Annotated in this window: 19 protein-coding genes; 5 read left to right on the forward strand and 14 right to left on the reverse strand. The window is 72.1% G+C overall.

Annotated elements, in window-relative coordinates:
- Window positions 1-61 precede the first annotated feature (61 nt).
- Genes BIU89_RS10320 through BIU89_RS10330 form a run of 3 tightly spaced genes read left to right on the forward strand, consistent with a single transcriptional unit; the run spans window position 62 to window position 2,044 of the window.
- A complete protein-coding gene (locus tag BIU89_RS10320; protein ID WP_071246350.1) occupies window positions 62-742 on the forward strand; it encodes a class I SAM-dependent methyltransferase in 681 nt (226 codons plus the stop codon).
- A gap of 10 nt (window positions 743-752) precedes the next feature.
- A complete protein-coding gene (locus BIU89_RS10325) occupies window positions 753-1,562 on the forward strand; it encodes a PmoA family protein (protein WP_071246352.1) in 810 nt (269 codons plus the stop codon).
- The gene (locus BIU89_RS10330) at window positions 1,559-2,044 is read left to right on the forward strand and encodes a tetratricopeptide repeat protein (protein ID WP_071246354.1); all 486 of its coding nucleotides are present in this window, start codon (window positions 1,559-1,561) and stop codon (window positions 2,042-2,044) included. The genes BIU89_RS10325 and BIU89_RS10330 overlap by 4 nt, the downstream gene beginning before the upstream one ends.
- Window positions 2,045-2,050: 6 nt before the next feature.
- On the opposite strand, the gene BIU89_RS10335 is transcribed toward BIU89_RS10330, so the two are convergent.
- Both BIU89_RS10335 and BIU89_RS10340 read right to left on the reverse strand, forming a co-directional pair.
- Complete coding sequence (locus tag BIU89_RS10335) at window positions 2,051-2,263, reverse strand: PLDc N-terminal domain-containing protein (RefSeq protein WP_254791589.1); 213 nt, start codon at window positions 2,261-2,263, stop codon at window positions 2,051-2,053.
- Between the two features lie 133 nt (window positions 2,264-2,396).
- Complete coding sequence (locus BIU89_RS10340; protein WP_071246358.1) at window positions 2,397-3,302, reverse strand: AraC family transcriptional regulator; 906 nt, start codon at window positions 3,300-3,302, stop codon at window positions 2,397-2,399.
- Between the two features lie 110 nt (window positions 3,303-3,412).
- On the opposite strand from BIU89_RS10340, the gene BIU89_RS10345 reads away from it, so the two are divergent.
- Window positions 3,413-4,210: an SDR family NAD(P)-dependent oxidoreductase gene (locus tag BIU89_RS10345; RefSeq protein WP_071246360.1), complete on the forward strand. Its 798-nt coding sequence runs from the start codon at window positions 3,413-3,415 to the stop codon at window positions 4,208-4,210.
- A 548-nt stretch (window positions 4,211-4,758) separates the two neighbouring features.
- Here the strand turns inward: BIU89_RS10345 and BIU89_RS10350 are convergent.
- Together BIU89_RS10350 and BIU89_RS10355 are read right to left on the reverse strand one after the other, a co-directional pair.
- The gene (locus BIU89_RS10350; RefSeq protein ID WP_071246362.1) at window positions 4,759-6,171 is read right to left on the reverse strand and encodes a protein kinase domain-containing protein; all 1,413 of its coding nucleotides are present in this window, start codon (window positions 6,169-6,171) and stop codon (window positions 4,759-4,761) included.
- A 239-nt stretch (window positions 6,172-6,410) separates the two neighbouring features.
- Complete coding sequence (locus BIU89_RS10355) at window positions 6,411-8,330, reverse strand: family 43 glycosylhydrolase (RefSeq protein ID WP_083404308.1); 1,920 nt, start codon at window positions 8,328-8,330, stop codon at window positions 6,411-6,413.
- Window positions 8,331-8,434: 104 nt separating this feature from the next.
- Between BIU89_RS10355 and BIU89_RS10360 the strand changes: the two genes are divergently transcribed.
- Complete coding sequence (locus BIU89_RS10360) at window positions 8,435-9,040, forward strand: dihydrofolate reductase family protein (RefSeq protein ID WP_071246367.1); 606 nt, start codon at window positions 8,435-8,437, stop codon at window positions 9,038-9,040.
- 12 nt (window positions 9,041-9,052) lie between these two features.
- On the opposite strand, the gene BIU89_RS10365 is transcribed toward BIU89_RS10360, so the two are convergent.
- The 10 genes from BIU89_RS10365 to BIU89_RS10410 all read right to left on the reverse strand — a co-directional run bounded on the left by BIU89_RS10365 (window position 9,053) and on the right by BIU89_RS10410 (window position 17,188).
- Entirely contained in the window at window positions 9,053-9,541 is a 489-nt protein-coding gene (locus BIU89_RS10365; protein WP_071246369.1) for a hypothetical protein, read from the reverse strand.
- 94 nt (window positions 9,542-9,635) lie between these two features.
- Complete coding sequence (locus BIU89_RS10370; protein WP_071246371.1) at window positions 9,636-10,499, reverse strand: ABC transporter permease; 864 nt, start codon at window positions 10,497-10,499, stop codon at window positions 9,636-9,638.
- Window positions 10,496-11,428 carry an ABC transporter ATP-binding protein gene (locus BIU89_RS10375; RefSeq protein WP_027465129.1) on the reverse strand — a complete coding sequence of 311 codons (933 nt, stop codon included), beginning with the start codon at window positions 11,426-11,428 and terminating at the stop codon, window positions 10,496-10,498. Before BIU89_RS10375 ends, BIU89_RS10370 begins: the two co-directional genes overlap by 4 nt.
- Before the next feature lie 179 nt (window positions 11,429-11,607).
- Window positions 11,608-12,093 (reverse strand): luciferase domain-containing protein, encoded by a 486-nt coding sequence (locus BIU89_RS10380; protein ID WP_254791588.1) that lies wholly within the window; start codon window positions 12,091-12,093, stop codon window positions 11,608-11,610.
- Between the two features lie 49 nt (window positions 12,094-12,142).
- Window positions 12,143-13,003 (reverse strand): hypothetical protein, encoded by an 861-nt coding sequence (locus BIU89_RS10385; protein WP_071246373.1) that lies wholly within the window; start codon window positions 13,001-13,003, stop codon window positions 12,143-12,145.
- A gap of 31 nt (window positions 13,004-13,034) precedes the next feature.
- Entirely contained in the window at window positions 13,035-13,574 is a 540-nt protein-coding gene (locus BIU89_RS10390) for a GNAT family N-acetyltransferase (RefSeq protein ID WP_071246375.1), read from the reverse strand.
- A 12-nt stretch (window positions 13,575-13,586) separates the two neighbouring features.
- Entirely contained in the window at window positions 13,587-15,347 is a 1,761-nt protein-coding gene (locus BIU89_RS10395; protein ID WP_071246377.1) for an AMP-binding protein, read from the reverse strand.
- A gap of 19 nt (window positions 15,348-15,366) precedes the next feature.
- A complete protein-coding gene (locus BIU89_RS10400) occupies window positions 15,367-16,017 on the reverse strand; it encodes an HAD family hydrolase (protein WP_083404309.1) in 651 nt (216 codons plus the stop codon).
- The gene (locus tag BIU89_RS10405; protein ID WP_071246379.1) at window positions 16,014-16,676 is read right to left on the reverse strand and encodes an HAD-IA family hydrolase; all 663 of its coding nucleotides are present in this window, start codon (window positions 16,674-16,676) and stop codon (window positions 16,014-16,016) included. Before BIU89_RS10405 ends, BIU89_RS10400 begins: the two co-directional genes overlap by 4 nt.
- Window positions 16,673-17,188, reverse strand: coding sequence for a GNAT family N-acetyltransferase (locus BIU89_RS10410; protein WP_071246381.1), 516 nt, complete (start codon window positions 17,186-17,188; stop codon window positions 16,673-16,675). Before BIU89_RS10410 ends, BIU89_RS10405 begins: the two co-directional genes overlap by 4 nt.
- Window positions 17,189-17,268: the final 80 nt, after the last annotated feature.

Below are 17,268 nucleotides of genomic sequence, written 5' to 3' on the forward strand. Positions count from 1 at the left end.
GGTGTTGCCGGGTCGGCAACACCGCTTGGGTCCGGCCCGGCACGTGCGCTGGAGTAGGTGCATGCACACCCACCACGACGGCTCCGCCGCCGGATCTGCCACCGATGTCACCGCCGCACCGTCCGCCCGGGAGTGGTGGGAGGCCCGCTACGCCGAGCGCGACGGCATCTGGTCCGGCCGGGTGAACGCCGTGCTCGCCTCGGTGACGTGGGGGCTGCCGGTGGGGCGGGCGCTCGACCTCGGCTGCGGCGAGGGCGGCGACGTGGTGTGGCTCGCCGAGCAGGGGTGGGACGTGACGGGCATCGACCTGTCCGTGACGGCGCTCCAGCGTGGTTCGCGGGCTGCCGTCGCCGCCGGGGTGCAGGACCGGACGGCGTTCGTCGCAGCGGACCTCGGCCGGTGGGACACCGCCGCGCGGTTCGACCTGGTGACGGCGTCGTTCCTGCAGTCGTGGCCGGTGGAGATCCCCCGAGCCGACATCCTGCGTCGGGCCGCCGGCTTCGTCGACGTCGGTGGGCACCTGCTCGTCACCGCACACGCCGCTCCCCCGCACGACGACCTGCCGCCCGAGCTGCGGGAGTACCGGTTCCCCGCGCCGGCCGATGACCTCGCCGCCCTGCAGCTCGACGACGGGTGGGACGTCCTGGTCGCCGAGGTCCGGCCGCGCACCGCGACGACACCGGAGGGTGATCCGCACGAGGTGCTCGACAGCGTCGTGCTCGCCCGATTGACGCGCGGGTAGCGTCGGTGGTGTGAGCACCGACGACGGCATCCGCGCACTCGTCGTGGACGGCGTCGAGGTCGCCGTCGAACACAGCGGCGCCGGCACGATCGCCACGTCGTCCCCTCGGCCGTACCTGCACCCGGTCCGGACCCTCGGCGGCACCGTCGTCAGCGCGCACCACCCCGGCGACCACGACTGGCACTGTGGCGTCGGTGTCGCGATCCCGGGCGTCGACGGCGTGAACTGCTGGGGCGGCCGGACCTACGTCGCGGGGCTCGGCTACGTGTGGCGCGACGACCACGGCTCGGTCGAGCTGGTGCACGCGGAGCAGCACGACACGATGTCCGCCGAGGCACTCGTCTGGCGGGGTCCGGACCGCGCGGTGGTCCTGCGCGAGGACCGCACCCTCCGCTGGCGTGCGGTCGCCAGCGGGTGGGAACTGTCCTGGTCGTCGTCGTTCCGCACCCCGGGTGACACCCCGGTGCACCTCGGGGGCCCGGGCAGCAACGGCCGGACCGGAGCCGGCTACGGCGGCTTCTTCTGGCGGTTCCCCGAGTGCACGGGGGTCGCCGTCCGGACCGCCGACGCCGAGGGCGAGACCGCCGTGCACGGCTCGGTCACACCCTGGATCACCTGGTCGGCGGTGTTCGACGGCGGTCCGGCGACGATCCGGATCGAGGCCGTCGACCACCACGACCCCTGGTTCGTCCGCGCCGAGGAGTACCCAGCGATCGGCTCGGCCCTGGCGTGGGACACCCCCGCCGTCGTGCAGCCCGGCGAACCGCTGGTGCGATCGTTCCGCGCGACGATCACCGACGGCGCTACGCTCGCTGGATGAGCACAGGGGACTGGGAGTCACGCGTCGCGGCGCTGTGGGACGACGAGACGATCGACGACCAGCAGCGGATCGAGCGGATGCGCGACCTCGCCGCCGACGCTCCGCACGCAGCGCTCGGCGCGTTCGAGCTCGGGGGTGCCTTCGACTCAGGCGGACACGAGGCCGATGCCGACGTGCAGTACGCCGCCGCGACCGCAGCCGGCCTGGACTCCGTCGACCCGGACCGCGCAGCCAGGATGGTCGTCCAGCACGCCTCGACCCTGCGGAACCTCGGCCGGATCGACGCGGCCATCGCGATGCTCCGCGACGCGCCGGAGCACCCGGCCACCGGGGCGGCACCGCGGGTGTTCCTCGCGCTCGCCCTGCACAGCGCGGGACGTTCTGCCGAGGCGCTGCGCGTCGCGATCGAGGCCGTCGAGCCGACACTCCCCCGGTACCACCGGTCCGTCCGTGCCTACGCTGCGGCCCTCACCGAGGACTGACGCGCGTCAAGCGTTCCGGCGCTGCAGCGCGTCCGCAGCCTTGCCGAGCAGCCAGTTCACGGCCCACCCCAGCACGCCGATCACGGGCAGCGCGAGGATGACCACCGTCCACAGCACCTTGACCAACTGCGTCCGGCGACGATCGCGCCAGACCTGCACCAGCGCCACGGCCTCGAGCGCCAGCAGCACGAGGAGCACCACGGCGTGTGCCCCCGACACGTTCGTCAACACGAGCGGTCCTCTCCGCGGCGACGGTCGTCGCCCGCATCGATGACAGTAGGGCCTGCCCGGACTCGTCCGCGTCATCCGTCCGACTGACCGCGCGGGTCGGTCTGGCGATCGCGCTGGCAGGTCAGGCGATCGCGACCTCACCCCGTGCGAGCAGTGCACGGGCCCGACCGGCGTCGGCAGCCGGTGGTCGGCCGTGCAGCGCGCGGTAGTCACGCGAGAAGTGCGAGGCGCTCCGGTACCCCACCGCCGCCGCAGCCTGGGCAGCGGTGTCGCCGAGCACGATCATCCGCCGCCGGGCCTCGCCCAGACGCAGCCGCCGCAGGTACTGCACGGGGCTCATGCCGGTGACCTGCCGGAAGCGTGCGAAGAGTGTCGACTCGCTCGTCCGGACCGCCGCGGCCAGGCCCGCCACCGACCACGGGTCCGCCAGCCGTTCTGTGAGCAGGGCGGTTGCCGCGGCGACGACGTCGCCGTCCCGGTTGCCGATCGCGGCCAGGATGCGCGGTGCCTGGTCCGTCTGCAGCAGGCGGAGCACCACCTCGCGGGTGACGAGCGGGGCGAGGACGGCCATGTCCTCCGGAGCATCGAGCAGTCCGACGAGTCGGGCGAACGCATCCGCCAGGGCCGGGGTCCAGCTGCCGAGCCGTGCCGGCGGCGCCTCGTCCTGGTGCGGGCGGGACATCGCCGTCGCGACCTCGGCCACCACCGCGGGGTCGAGCTGCCAGACGACGGCGACGAACCCCGCGGGTGGTTCGACCTCGACCACCCCGGCGATCACGGGCAGGTCGACGGGCGTGATGATGAAGCGTTCCCGACCCCAGAGCTGGTCGTCGTCCCCCACTATCGAGCGCTTCCGTCCGGCGAGCACCACCGACACCGACGGCGTGTAGCGCTGGTACCCGAGGTCGGTCGGACGGTCGACCCGGGCCAGGCGGAGGCCGAGCCGTCCGGCCCGTTCCGTGTCGTCGAGGTGGGCGAGGACGCTCTGCAGCGCACGGTCCAGCCGGTCCGAGATGACGTCGTCCATGTGCCCATTCTGTCGAGGCATCCGACGCGAGTGGTGCCCGTGCGGGATCCGGCAAGCACTCCGGAGTCCTGGGCAATCACCGACGGGTCCGTCGGACCGAGCATCGGAGCATGCAGACCAACGAAGCACTCCTCGACTCCCTGACCACCGACGACCGACTGGTCGGCCGCACCGCGCTGGTGACCGGCGCCTCGAGCGGCATCGGTGAAGCCGTCGCCCGTGTCCTCGCCGCCTCCGGCGCCACCGTCGCGGTCGCCGGCCGCGACCCGGAGCGCACGCAGGCCGTGGTGGACACCATCACCGCGTCCGGAGGCACCGCCGTGGCCGTGATCGGCGACCTGAACACCCACCCCGACGCGGTCCGTGACCTCGCCGCCCGCGCCACCGAGGCCCTCGGCGGCCGGGTCGACGTGCTCGTCAACAACGCCGGCGTCTACCCGGTCGGCCCCACCGCGCTGCTCGCCGACGAGGACGCCGAAGCGCTCTGGGCCACGAACGTCCGCGCGCCGCACGTGCTGGTCGGAGCGCTGGCTCCTGCGATGGTCGAACGCGGCTCGGGCGTCGTCGTGAACGTGGGCTCGTGGATGTCCCGCGTCGGTGTCCCGTTCACGGCGCTCTACCCGGCGACGAAGGCCGCGGTCGAGCAGCTGACCCGCGCCTGGGCAGCCGAGTTCGGACCGCACGGCGTCCGGGTGTCGACCGTGTCGCCCGGGGCCACCGCGACACCGGGGAACGCGGACTCGCACGACGTCCTCGCGCAGATGACGGCGGGCACCCCCGCCGGAGCACCCGTCCGCCCCGTCGACGTCGCCTTCGCCGTGCGCTGGGTGGCCTCCGACGAAGCGACCTTCGTGCACGGCGCCACGATCGACGTGGACGGCGGCCTGGCCGCGACCCGCCTCGGCTGAGCGCGCCCCGCACGAACGGGCGGAACACCCGGGTCAGCACACGGAGGCACCCGGGCATTCCGCCCGCTCGGCAGCGCCAACCGACGTGCACGAACCCCCACCACCACGAACGGGCGGAACACCCGGGTCAGCACGCGAAGGCACCCCGGCATTCCGCCCGCTCGGCAGTGCCAACCGACGCCACTGAACCCCACCACCACGAACGGGCGGAACACCCGGGTCGGCACACGGACGCACCCCGGCATTTCGCCCGCTCGGCAGCACCAACCGACGCGCGAACCCCCACCACCACGAACGGGCGGAACACCCGGGTCGGCACACGGAGACACCCGGGCATTTCGCCCGTTCGGCAGGAGTCGGTCAGCCGGGCATCGGATCCGCGAGTGGTCACGACGCACCGCTGGCAGGTGGTCGTGCGGTCACGGACCGTCGCGCGGGAGCGCGCCAGGCGACGGATCGTGACCGCTCGGAGGACGGCGTGGGCGCGGCGGTGGGCGCGACCACCACGCGGTCGGGAGGCGCGGTGCGGGCTGGCACCGGGCCTCCCGTCAGGCGGTGTGGTCGCCGACCACCCGTGGGACCGGCAGCGAGTCGCTGGTCGTGCGCAGGGACTCCTGGCGGATCTCGAGCTGCGAGACGGCGAGCGCCGCAAGGTCGCGGAGATTCGCGAGGTCGTCCTCGGTGGCCTGCCGCGGGCGGGTGTCGAGCACGGCGAGGGTGCCGATCGGTGCGCCGTCGTGCTTCACGAGCGGGACGCTGACGTAGAAGCGGATGCCGAGCGGGCCGGTGACCAGGGGGCTGTTCCGCATCTCGGGGTGCGCGGAGCCGTCCGGGATCACGACGGGGACGGGAACCGGGGCGAAGCCGTTGCGGAAGCTGATGCTGCGGGCTGCCTCGTCGACGCCCTCGGCGATGTACGACTGGGACCACTCGCGGTCCTCGTCGAGGACCTCGACCAGGGCGATCGGAGCGTCGAAGAGCCGGGCCGCCATCGCCGTGGTGCGCTGCAGCGACTCGTCGGGCAGGCTGTCGAGGGTCGCCGGGCGGTCCGTCTCGGGGCGCGTCGGTGCCTGGGCTGTCTCGTCGGTCGGCTCGACCACGTGGTCGCTCGTGGCGGTCTCCGCGATCACGACGTCGCGGAGCATCGTGACCAGCTCGGCGCCGAGCGGGCGGGCCGCGGGGTCCTGCGCGGTCATGGCACGGAGCAGGTGCTTCCAGTGCTCGGGCAGGGGTTCGGGGACCACGGGGTCGCGGGACAGCCGGGCGACGGCGGACTCGACGAGCGAGCCCGGGAACTCGCGGCGGCGGGTGAAGCACTGCAGCAGCACGAGGCCGAGCGAGTACACGTCGCTCGGCGGGCCGACCTCACCGCCGCGCGCCTGCTCGGGGCTGAGGTACGCGGCGGTGCCGGTGGTCACACCGTCAGCGGTCAGGCGTTCGACGCCGGCGGCGAGCGCGATGCCGAAGTCGGTCAGGCGCGCGCGGGCCCGGTCGGAGCCGTTGCCGTAGTCGACGAGCAGGATGTTCGACGGCTTGATGTCGCGGTGCACGACGCCGTGGGCGTGGATGTAGTCGAGGGCCTCGGCCATGTCGTAGCCGATCTCGGCGATGTGCCGCGAGGCGAGCGGGCCGACGGCCAGGCGCTCCTCGAGGTCCTGCCCGACGACGAGCGACATCACGATGTAGCGCTGCTGCGTGCCGTCCTGCCCGGTGACGACACCGGCGTCGAGCAGGCTGACGAGGTTGTGGTGCTCGAGGGACGCCAGCACGCCGAGTTCGGCCTCTTGCCGGGCAATGTCGACGATGCCCGCGTGGAAGAGCTTGATCGCGACCGGGCGGTGCAGGCTCTCGTCCACACCCCGGTAGACGACGGACATGCCGCCCTGGCCGATCGCTTGCTCCACGCGGTACCGACCGTCGAGCAGCGGCGCGCTCGCGTCGTGTTCTTCCGTCGGGATCATCCAACCCTCGTTCTCGGCTCCGGCACCAACGATGCATCTTCGCATCCCGACGGGTATCTCGTTGACGGGCGACGTTTCGCGGCTGAACGGGGCCGTGCGGCGGCGCGGCCGCGCGGCGCGGCCGTGCGGCGCGGCCGTGCGGCGCGCCGTGCGGCTTGCAAGACACCGGTGTTCGCGGGTCGAACACGAGCAGACCGCGGTTCAGCCTGCGAACACCGGTGTTTTGCGCGCCCACGCCGTCAGCGACGCGTCGCGACCGTGCTCACGCGGAGGTCCTGGAAGGTGCTGGTGAAGCCGGAGCCTCCGAGCGAGATGAGCCCGACGCGGGGTGCACTGCCGAGGTCCGCCGTCCAGGTCCCGCCCCGGACGAAGTGCCGCCCGTCCAGGCTGGTGTAGGCCGTGTACCGGTCCTCACCCCGGACCTCGCGGTGGACGATCCGGAGCGTGGTGGTGTCCCCGACCGGACCGACGACCATGTTCCCGTAGCTCGGCGCCCCGGCCGGTTGCCCGGACACCTGCTTGCCGAACTCGGTCTGTCGCGTGTTGAAGATCGAGTTCGAGGTGAGCCGGACGTAGTTGCCGTCGTCACCCCAGACGATCAGGCCGCCCTGCACGTAGTTCAGGCCGTCGCCGGTGGCCGGGGTGTCCACCCCGACCGTGGTCTGGAGCACGTAGTCACCACGGGGCGCCGGTTCGGACAACACCGATGCGAGCGGCGTCGCCGGCGGGTGGATGTCGGCGTCCTGCGTCTGCCAGCGGAACGTGCCGTCGGTGACGGTCCAGGTGGACGGGTCGGGCGCACGCGTCCACGTGAGCGCGGCGGGCAGCGCGGCACCGTCGAAGGAGGTCGACAGCCCGCGGATCGTCCGACCCGGCACGTCGACCGGGGCGGTGGACGCCCGGTACGTCGGCCGTTGCCCGGGCTGCGCGACCGGCCCCGGCTGCACCGTGTCGGACGGCCCCGCACCACCGCGGACGACCGGCCAGCCGCCCTGCCAGTCGAGCGGGTCGATCAGCGCCGGCCGTTTCGTGTAGGTCGGCTGCCCCGCGTAGTACGGGTCGGTGCGGTCGGCCGCGTGGTAGATGATCCAGTCCTGGCCGGCGAAGTCGGTGACCACGGTGTTGTGACCGGTGCCGACCCACCGGTTGCCGTTCTGCGCGAGCAGGGGCGTGCCGCCGACCCGGGTGCTCGTGATCGCCACACCGTCGCGGTCCGTGAACGGCCCGAGCGGGCTCCGTGACCGGGCGACGAAGACGCCGTAGCCGGTCAGGGCGCCGTTGCAGCAGTTCGTGGCGGAGCCCATGAAGTACCACCAGCCGCCGTGCCGCATCAGGTACGCGCCCTCGTAGCGGTTGTCGATCGCGATCTGCCGCTCGGTCGACGGGTCGGATCGCAGGCCGTCCGCGCTGAGCCGCCGGACGTTCACGCCGCCGAAGTAGCTGCCGAAGTACAGGTAAGTCGTGCCGCCGTCGGTGATGACCTCGGGGTCGAAGGCCCACCGCGCGCCGTCGCCGTTCGGCGCGGTCTGCGGTGCCACGACCGGGCCGCCGGAGTCCTTCCACGGACCCGTCGGGCTCGAGCTCGTCGCCACCCCGACCGCGGAGCCACCGCCGGTCGGCCCCGTCGCCGACGGGGTGTCCGACGCCGCGTAGTACAGGTACCAGGTGCCGGCCCGGCCACGGTCTCCGGCGCGGTACACGACGTCCGGCGCCCAGATCCCGTTCGCGTCGCCCACCCAGGCGGGCTTCGTCGGGAAGGCGTCGTTCACGTACGTCCAGTGGGTCAGGTCGGTCGACCGGTACGTGGGCACGGCGTGCTGCACGAGGGACCCGTCCGGGTTCGGCTCCGTCGCGGTGAGCGCGTCGGTCGTGCAGTACAGGTACCAGTTCCGGTCGCGACCGGCACCGTGGATCACGGTCGGGTCGGCGCAGCTCGCCGCCGTCTGCCCGTCCGGCAGGCCGAGCGCGACCGGGTTCTGGTGGCTGGATGCCGCGCGGCCGTGCCGGCCAGCGGCGCTCGACGCCGCGGTCGTGGTGGTGGTCGCCCGGGTGGTCCCGCCCGGCACCGCGGACGCATCCGCTGGTGCGGCCTGGAGGCCCGTGGTCGCGACGCCGAGGAACGTCACGACGGCGAGGAGTGCGGTGGACGATCGGCGCATGCCTGACCTGCTCTCGTCGTTGAGGGAGGTGCTGCTTAAGGGACTGCGGGTGTCGACGTGCGACGTGCGCGAGCGTACGCTCGGCTCGACGAAGGAGTCATGCCATGCCCGCGAGGTTCGTCTACTGGATCAACGTCTCCGTCGACGGGTTCGTCGAACGGGCCCCCGGCGAGCACGACGGCCTGGACGGACCCGACTGGATCCGGATCGACGAACCGCTGCACCGCGAGTTCAACGCCCGCGCCGCCGCGATGACCCTGTCCGTCGAGGGCCGGGTGGTGCGCGACATGATGGACCCGTTCTGGCCCGACGCCCGGCACGACGAGTCGATGCCGCAGTACCTGCGCGAGTACGGCGAGATCTGGACCGCGCAACCGAAGATCCTGGTGTCCCGCACACGGACCACCGCCGACCACGACACCCGGGTCATCGGTGGCGACGGCAACGCGATCACCGAGCTGGCCGCGATCCGTGCCGCCGGCGAGGGCGACATCGGCGTGGGCGGACCGAGCATCGCGAGTCAGCTGCTCGATGCCGGGCTGCTCGACGAGGTCATGCTCTTCACGCACCCGTCGGTGCTCGGCGCCGGCCGCCCGTTGTTCGATCCGCCGCTCTCGGGGCACCGCCCGCTCGTGCAGCTCGACCTGCTCGAGCAGCAGCGCTACGACAACGGCGCCACCCTGCACCGGTACGACGTCCGGCGGTCCTGAGCGCTCGCTCGGTCAGTCCTCGACGGGCTCCGCGCCGATCACGCGGACGTTCCAGGCGCTGTCGCGGTCGCTGTCGAACCCGTTGAAGGAGATGCTGTCGACGTCGGCACGCCAGGTTCGCCGCAGGTCGATGCGTTGCTCTCCGTCGCCGCAGGGCAGCGCCTCGGTGATGTTGTTCCGCGACGTGCTCCCGGAGACGACCGTGACGGAACCGCTCATGTGCCCGTCACCGAAGCACGAGAACTCGAGGTGGTCGACCGTTTCCGGGTGCGCGAACGTGATCGTGACGCCACGGTCGATCTCGTCGTCGTTCCCCGTCGCGCTCTGCCGGGCGGATTCCTCGGCGTACATCGCCCCGAGTTCCCGGTCCGAGTGGGTGGCCATCTGGCGCTTCTCCCAGGCGGACAGCGCGGCCTCGTCGACGGGCGGCGGCCCGGAGCAGGCGGCGAGCAGGAGCACGCCCGCGATCGCGGGCAGGAGCAGGGCGGGGACGGAACGCACGCTGTGAGCCTAGTGACGCGGTGGACCCGCACCGCGGAACGACGGGAGGCGCGGTGCCGGCTGGCACCGCGCCTCCCGGCCCTGGGTGGTCGCGTCAGACGTCGCGACGGCGCGCGAGCGTCAGGGCGAGGCCGCCGATGACGAGCACCTCGGCCGCGAGGACGCCGAAGCCGCCCCAGCCGTTCAGCACGACTCCGCTGTTGTCGGCGGCGCTCGCGCCGTCGTACGAGTAGGCGTAGAGCTGGCCACCGGCCGAGTCGGGCAGGAACGACATGATGTCCATCGGCCAGTCGACCTTCATCAGCCCGGCCATCAGGCCCAGCACCACCGGCAGGACCAACAGGATGCCGAGCGTGATCGCGATGCCACCGGCGCTCGAACGGACGAGCAGACCGATGCCGTAGGCGAGGAGCGCCAGCAGGGTCAGGAAGACCGACGAACCGAGGATCGGCAGGAACACCGAGGGGTCACCGATCTCCGGCTCGACACCGTTGCCGGCCAGCAGCGGGAGCGAGATGAGGACGCCGATCCAGGTGGCGACGGCGCTGACCACGAAGGTCGTGAGGGCGAGGACGGTGGCCTTCGCCAGGATCACCCCGGTGCGACGGGGGTCGGCGGTGAACGTCGAGCGGACCTGGCCCGTGCCGTACTCACCGGTGATGATGAGGACGCCGAGCACCCCGACGACGAGCGACGAGAGCAGGACGCCGACCGTGTTGACGTTCACGACGGTGCCGTTGGCGATGTCCGTCGGCATGTCCTGCCCGCCGCTGTTCGTGTTCGCTCCGACCAGCGCGGCCATGCCGATCGTGACGACGACGAGGATCGCGTAGCACCAGAACGTGGACCGGATGCTGCGCAGCTTGATCCACTCGCTCCGCACCAGGTGCGGGAACGACAGGCGGGTCGAGCCACTCATCCGGGTCGACGGCGTGGTGGGCGAGGTGGTGGCGCTCATCGGGTGCCCTCCGATCGGTACTCGACGTCGTCGCGGGTGAGGGCCATGTAGGCCTCTTCGAGGCTCGCGCCGGTCGGGGTGAGTTCGTGCAGGGGGACGCCGGCCTGCGCGGCGATGTTGCCGACCGTCGGGGCGTCGGGCCCGACGACGAGGAACGATCCGTCCTCGCGCTGGGTGACCGCGGCGTTCGGGCCGATGGCGGTGAAGAGGCCGTTCGGGTCCGGCGTGCGGACGATGACGCGGCTGACGGCCGCATCGGTGCCGGCAGCGGCGCCACCACCGGCGACGAACTCGGCGATCGGGGCGTCGGCGAGGACCTTGCCCCGGCCGAGCACGACCACGCGGTCGGCGGTCTGTGCCATCTCGCTCATCAGGTGGCTGGAGAGGAACACCGTGCGGCCGTCGGCGGCCATGCGGCGGGCGAGCTGACGCACCCAGAGCACGCCGTCGGGGTCGAGGCCGTTGACGGGCTCGTCGAGGATCAGGGTCTTCGGGTCACCGAGCAGTGCGGCAGCGATTCCCAGGCGCTGCCCCATGCCGAGCGAGAACCCGCCGACGCGCTTCTTCGCGACGGAGTCGAGGCCGGTCATGTCGATGACCTCGTGCACGCGGGACTTCGGGATGCCGTGGGTCGCCGCGAGGGAGAGCAGGTGGTTGTAGGCGCTGCGCCCCGAGTGCACGGCCTTCGCCTCGAGCAGGGCGCCGACCTGCCGGAGCGGGTCGCGGAAGCTCGTGTACGGCTGGCCGTTCACGGTGGCGCTGCCCGACGTGGGCCGGTCGAGCCCCATGATCATGCGCATCGTGGTGGACTTCCCGGCGCCGTTGGGCCCGAGGAAGCCGGTCACGCTGCCGGGACGCACGACGAAGGAGACGTCGTCCACGGCGGTCTTCGGACCGTACTGTTTGGTGAGATGGCTGACTTCGATCACGGCCTCGACGCTACGGGAGCGCTCGGCGTCGCCGCGTCCGCCGTTGGGGGGAGATGTGTGCTCCCACAGGGTGACGCCGGGGTGGGCGCGGGCGGCTTTTCGCGGGTCGCGCGGGTTTTCGCGCTGGGCGACAGTTCACGCGCGCGGCCGGCCGTGAGGTGTCGCTGGACGCGAAGTGATCAGGCGGGATGGTGCGCCGGGCGTTCGTCGCCAGGGTCGCGAGCGAACGCGAGGCTCTCCTCGATGATCGACAGCACGACCGCGAGTTCCTCGACGTCGCGCGGGCCGTAGACCATGAACTCGGTTCCGTGGTCCTCGTACTGGTGCGGGATCGCCCAGCCGAGCTCGGTCAGTTCGGCTCCCCGTGCGACCGGGAGACAGAGGTGGACCGAGGTGTCCTCGACGCCGTGCAGGTGCACGGGCTCGAGTCGTCCGTCCGGCGCCAGTGACGTCCACGGGACGACGTGGTCGCGCTGATCGCGCAGGAACAACGCGCGTGACGACGCGGGCGACACCTTACTGTGCCCCTCTTCGACGCCGGGCAGCGCGACGGCACTCCCGACGAGCGCTCCCCACAGTTCCGGCGTAGCGCGGTCGGTGAGCTGACGCTGGGGACCGGCGTCGGACACGGCGGGCCGTTCGCCGCGGCGGATGGACCTGATCATTGCTCGACTATACCGTCTCGGCCGGGCTGCATCGCTCCTGTTCGGGCCCTCACGAGGACAGGGAAGCGTCCGCGTCGACCTCGTACGCCTCGAACCGGGCATCGGCGAGGATCGCGTCGACGAGCGACCGCGACCCGGCGACGATCGTCGAGTCCCAGTCGATCTCGGTGGCGAGCACCCACTCGTGCCCCTCGGGCCAGAGCATCTGCGGGGTGTGCCCGAAGCCGACGTACGTGCCGACGCGGGCGTCGTCCGTCCAGGACGGGTCGCTGAGCTGCGGCAGGGACATGGAGAGCAGGAAGCACTCGCGGGCCGGCCACGGGAAGCGCGGTTCCGCGAGCGACTCCCGGAGCGCTGCCTGCTCCCGCAGGTGCTGCGCCTGCCTCCGGTCGATGTGCGCCTGCATCTCGACGCGCTCGGCCGCCGTCGGCTCGCCGCTCCCCTGCCACCCGAAGCCCAATGTCGACGTCCCGTTCAGGTCCCCCCATCCGTCCCAGATCGCCCCGATCAGGTCGTCCGGCGTCGACGTCGCCTCGGCGAGGAGTTCGGTGAGGGCGGCGAGTTGCCTCGGCTCGTACCAGCCCTCTTCGGGTGGATGGACGACCCAGCCGTCCTCGAAGGGCAGGTCCGACTCGTCGTCCCGACCGCTGACCGTCTGCCACGACACGAGGGGGTCGATCGTCCGACGGGTGCGCTCGGCGACGTCGCCCCAGCGCCACTCGGTCGACTCGAGGACCGGGTGCTCGTCGCACTCGTCCACGGTCGTCCGGTCCTCGCGATCCGCTCGGAGCGGGTGCAGGATCCGGGCGTACGCCTCGAACCCGGTGCCCGCGACGCCGCCGAACGAGTCGAACGAGCCGGCCCGGGCCAGCAACCAGTCGCCGCGTGAGGCGTCCTCGATCAGTTCCACGTGTCGAGCCTAGGACTGACCGGGGCAGCCGTCAGGACGTCGTCCGGGCCGCGAAACCGGGCAGGTCCGGCACCGGATCGGTCGCCAGCCGGGCGTGCGTCTCCACGTCGAACCGCTCCGAGCCGTACCGGAGCTTCTGCCGTTCGACGCCCTCCGCGCGGAACCCGGCGATCGTGGCGACTCGACACGACGCGGGGTTGTTCGAGCGGTGTCCGAGTTCGAGGCGGAAGAGCCCGGCATCGAAGCCCCAGGTCGACACACTCGTCAACGCACGAGCGGCGAGCCCACGGCCGCGAGCACCGGCCGCCAACCAGTAGTGCGCCCAAGCCGTGGCGTGCCGGAACTCGATCGCCGCGAGTCCGACGTTGCCGACCGCGACTCCGTCCTCCACGACCGCCCAGTTCTTCGCCTGCTCGTCGAACCACAGGGCGCCCCTGATGTGCGCGCGGGCCTGTTCATCGTCGCCGAGCCCGACGTCCGGGAACTGCGTCGCGAGGTCCGGATCCGACCGGCTGGCGGCGACGAGCGCAGCCGCATCGTCGAGCGACCACGGGCGCAGCACGACGACCATGGGTGATCTCCGTCAGCCGGCAGCGGGCCCGGCCTGCGGGCGGGGTGCTCGGAGGCCGGGGAACTCGTCGTCGCGCCACTCCCCCTCGGCGCGCGTGCCGTTGCTCACCGACCGCTCCTCGCGCTCCCGGAGCTCCACGCGGCGGATCTTGCCCGAGATGGTCTTCGGGAGCTCCGCGAACTCGACGCGGCGGACGCGCGCGTAGGCGGGGAGAGCCGTGCGTGCGTACTCCAGGACCTGCCTGGCGGTGTCGGCCGAGGCCTCCCATCCGGTGGCCAACGTGACGTACGCCTTGACGATGTTGAGACGGGCGTCGTCGGGGGCCGGGACGACCGCGCTCTCGGCCACGGCCGGGTGCTCCAGCAGCGCGCTCTCCACCTCGAACGGCGACACCTTGTAGTCCGAGGACTTGAACACGTCGTCCGTGCGGCCGATGAAGGTCAGCTCACCGTCGGCGTCGCGGACGGCGATGTCGCCGGTGTGGAAGAAGCCGTCGCGCATCGACGAGGCCGTGCGGTCGGGGTCGCCGAGGTACTCGGCCATCAGGTTGACGGGCCGCTCGGTGAGGTCGAGGCAGACCTCGCCCTCGTCGCCCGGTTCGCCGGACACGGGGTCGAGCAGCGTCACGGTCACACCGGGGAGCGGCTTTCCCATCGCGCCGGGCGTCACGGCGGCGCCCGGTGCGTTGCCGATGATCGCCGTCGTCTCGGTCTGCCCGTAGCCGTCGCGGATGGTGAGCCCCCACGCCGCTTCGACCCGACCGATGACCTCGGGGTTGAGCGGCTCGCCGGCCGAGATGAGCTCGCGGAGCGCCCGCGGCTTCACGCCGAGGTCGGACTGCAGCATCATCCGCCACGCGGTCGGCGGCGCGCAGAACGTGTTGACCTCGGCCCGCTCGAGCTGCGCGAGGAGTGCAGCGGGGTCGAAGCGCGCGGTGTTGTGGATGAACACGGTGGCCTCGGCGATCCACGGCGCGAAGAAGCAACTCCAGGCGTGCTTGCCCCACCCGGGCGAGCTGATCGTCAGGTGCACGTCACCGGGCCGGACGCCGAGCCAGTACATCGTGCTGAGGTGTCCGACCGGGTACGACGTCTGGGTGTGCACGACCATCTTCGGCTTCGACGTCGTGCCGGACGTGAAGTAGACCAGGCACGGGTCGGTCGTGCGGGTGACGACGTGGGGACGGACCTCGTCGGCGGGAGCGGGCTCGCCCAGGTCGCTCGGGTACTCCGTCCACCCGTCAGCGGGACCGCCGATCACGATGCGCGTGAAGGACCCGCGGACGTCGTCGTACTTGTGCGTCTCGCTCCGGTTCGTGACGACGTGCGCCACCGAGCCCCGGTCGACACGGTCCTGCAGGTCGGCGGTGTCGAGCATCGTCGAGGTCGGCAGGATGACCGCACCGAGCTTGATCACGGCGAGCATCGTCTCCCAGAGCTCGAGCTGGTTGCCGAGCATGACGAGGACGTGGTCGCCCTGCTGCACGCCGAAGCCGTGCAGGCGTGCGGCGAGCCGATCGGACCGTGCTGCCATCTCGGCGTAGCTGAGCCGCTGCTCACGACCGTCCTCCTCGACGATCCAGAGCGCGGTGCGGCTGTTGTCGGTCGCGATGACGTCGAACCAGTCGGTCGCCCAGTTGAACGTGTCGCCGACGTCCGGCCAGCGGAACCCGGCGCGTGCCGCTTCGGGAGAGTCCGCGGCGAGGAGCTGGTCGCGGGCGGCACGGTACGCGGCGGTCGGGTTCACATCAGGCACGGACCGATCATGCCGCATCCGTCTCAGAGCCGATCGATCAGGCGAGTTCCCGGAGCCAGCGGTCGAGCCAGGGAATGATGCGCGAGAGGTCGTCCGCGTCGATCGCGTCACTCGCGGCCGCACGTGCCGCCGGACCCGCGTTGAGCGCCAACGCACTGGGGAGCGCCTGGAAGAGCGGGATGTCCGAGCGGCTGTCGCCGATGGCGCAGCAGTGTTCGATCGGCACACCGCTGTCGCGAGCGAGCGCGAGCGCCCGGTCCCGTTTGTCGAACTCGTCGAAGTGCTCGGCGACGGTGCCGTCGTGGATGCCGCGGTGCTCCCCCACGCGGGGGCCGCCGTTCGGGACGAACCCGAACCGCCGCGCGAGGGAACGGGTCACGGGCTGCCACGCGAGCGACGCCAGTACGGGTTCGACGCCGTGGGCGCGGCACCACGCGACGACGGTCTCGGTTCCGTGCAACACCGGGAGGTCGTCGAGCCACCGGTCGATCGTCGCCGTGGTCGTCCCACGCCACGCCAGCGCGTCGACCTCGCTCACCTGTTGATTGGTGAGGGCGCCGGCGGCGTAGCGGGCTTCGGCCTCGTCGAGCGCGTCCTGGTGTCCGAACCGAGCGGCCAGGAAGCTGCTGCTGGAACCGGGGCCGACGAGGGTTCCGTCGACGTCGAAGAACACGATGCCGACGGTCACGCCCGGCCGTTCCCCCGCACGACTGCACCGAGCACCCGGATCGTCTCGTCGGTGTCGACGTGCAGGTGCGCCCCGATGCCGAGCGCACGTGCGGCCTCGATGTTCTCGGGCACGTCGTCCACGAAGAACACCTCGTCCGGGTCCGCCCCGAGGCGCTCGAGGGTGATCCGGAACGCGTCGGCATCGGGCTTGTTCACACCGATCTCGTGGGAGTAGCAGATCGGGTCGAACACCGCCGAGAACCGGAAGCGTCGCTCCTCTTCCTCTCGAGCGCCGTCGCCCGAGTTCGACAGGATCGCCAGGCCGATCGTGCCGCGGAGTCCGGCGAGGAAGTCGTACAACGGCTGGTTCAGGGTTCCGCAGTACGCATCCCAGAAGTCGGCCCGCATGACGGCGAGCTGGTCGGCCCCCAGCCCGAGCGCCGTACCGATCGCGCCCCAGTACCGGTCGACGACGCCGGTCCGACGGGAGGCGTCGGGCAGGTCGGCCGCGACGAGGCGAGCGGAGAAGTCGTCCGTCGTCATCCCGAGACGCTCGGCCCACCGCGCCCGGAAGCGTCCGGGCCAGGCGGCGTCGTCGACGAGTTCGAGGACCCCGCCCACATCGAGCAGCAGCCACCGCACGGCGGGCCCGGCGGCCCCGGCCGTCCCGCCGCTCACAGCGATCCCCGCAGCTGCCGGATCATCTCGACCTCGAGTTCGCTCGGTTCGAGGACGTACGCCTCGGTCGCACCCGTCGGCTCGTAGCCACGTCGGGCGTAGAAGGCCTGCGCACGAGTGTTCCCCTCGTGCACGTGCAGCCGAAGTGCCGACCCGTGTGCAGCCGCCCACACCTCGATCTCGTCGAGCAGCGCATCGGCGACACCGGCGGTGCGACCCCGGTGCGACGGTGCGACGTAGACGCCGACCAGGAGCGGCCCGACCCGGGGGCCGGGCACGAACACCCCCATCGTCCCGAGCCACCGGCCGTCGGCGTCGATCGCGGCGAGGGTGGTCCCGCCGACGTCGTGCTCACGGCGGCCGCGTCGACGCCAGTCACGCTCCTGCAGCCGCTCCGCGTCGGCGAGCCGCTCCCCGTAAGCCTTCGGGGTGTCCCGGAGCATCTCGAGCCGCAGTGCTCGGACGGACTCCCAGTCGTCCTCCGTGGTCGGTCGGATCGTTGTTCCCCGCATGACCCGAGCCTAGGGGCGACAGGCCCGGAGAAGTCGTTCCAATCCGACTGGCGGACGACACCGAATCACCTGCAACGACC

This window comes from Curtobacterium sp. MCBA15_005, from assembly GCF_001864855.1.
GTDB classification, from domain to species: domain Bacteria; phylum Actinomycetota; class Actinomycetes; order Actinomycetales; family Microbacteriaceae; genus Curtobacterium; species Curtobacterium flaccumfaciens.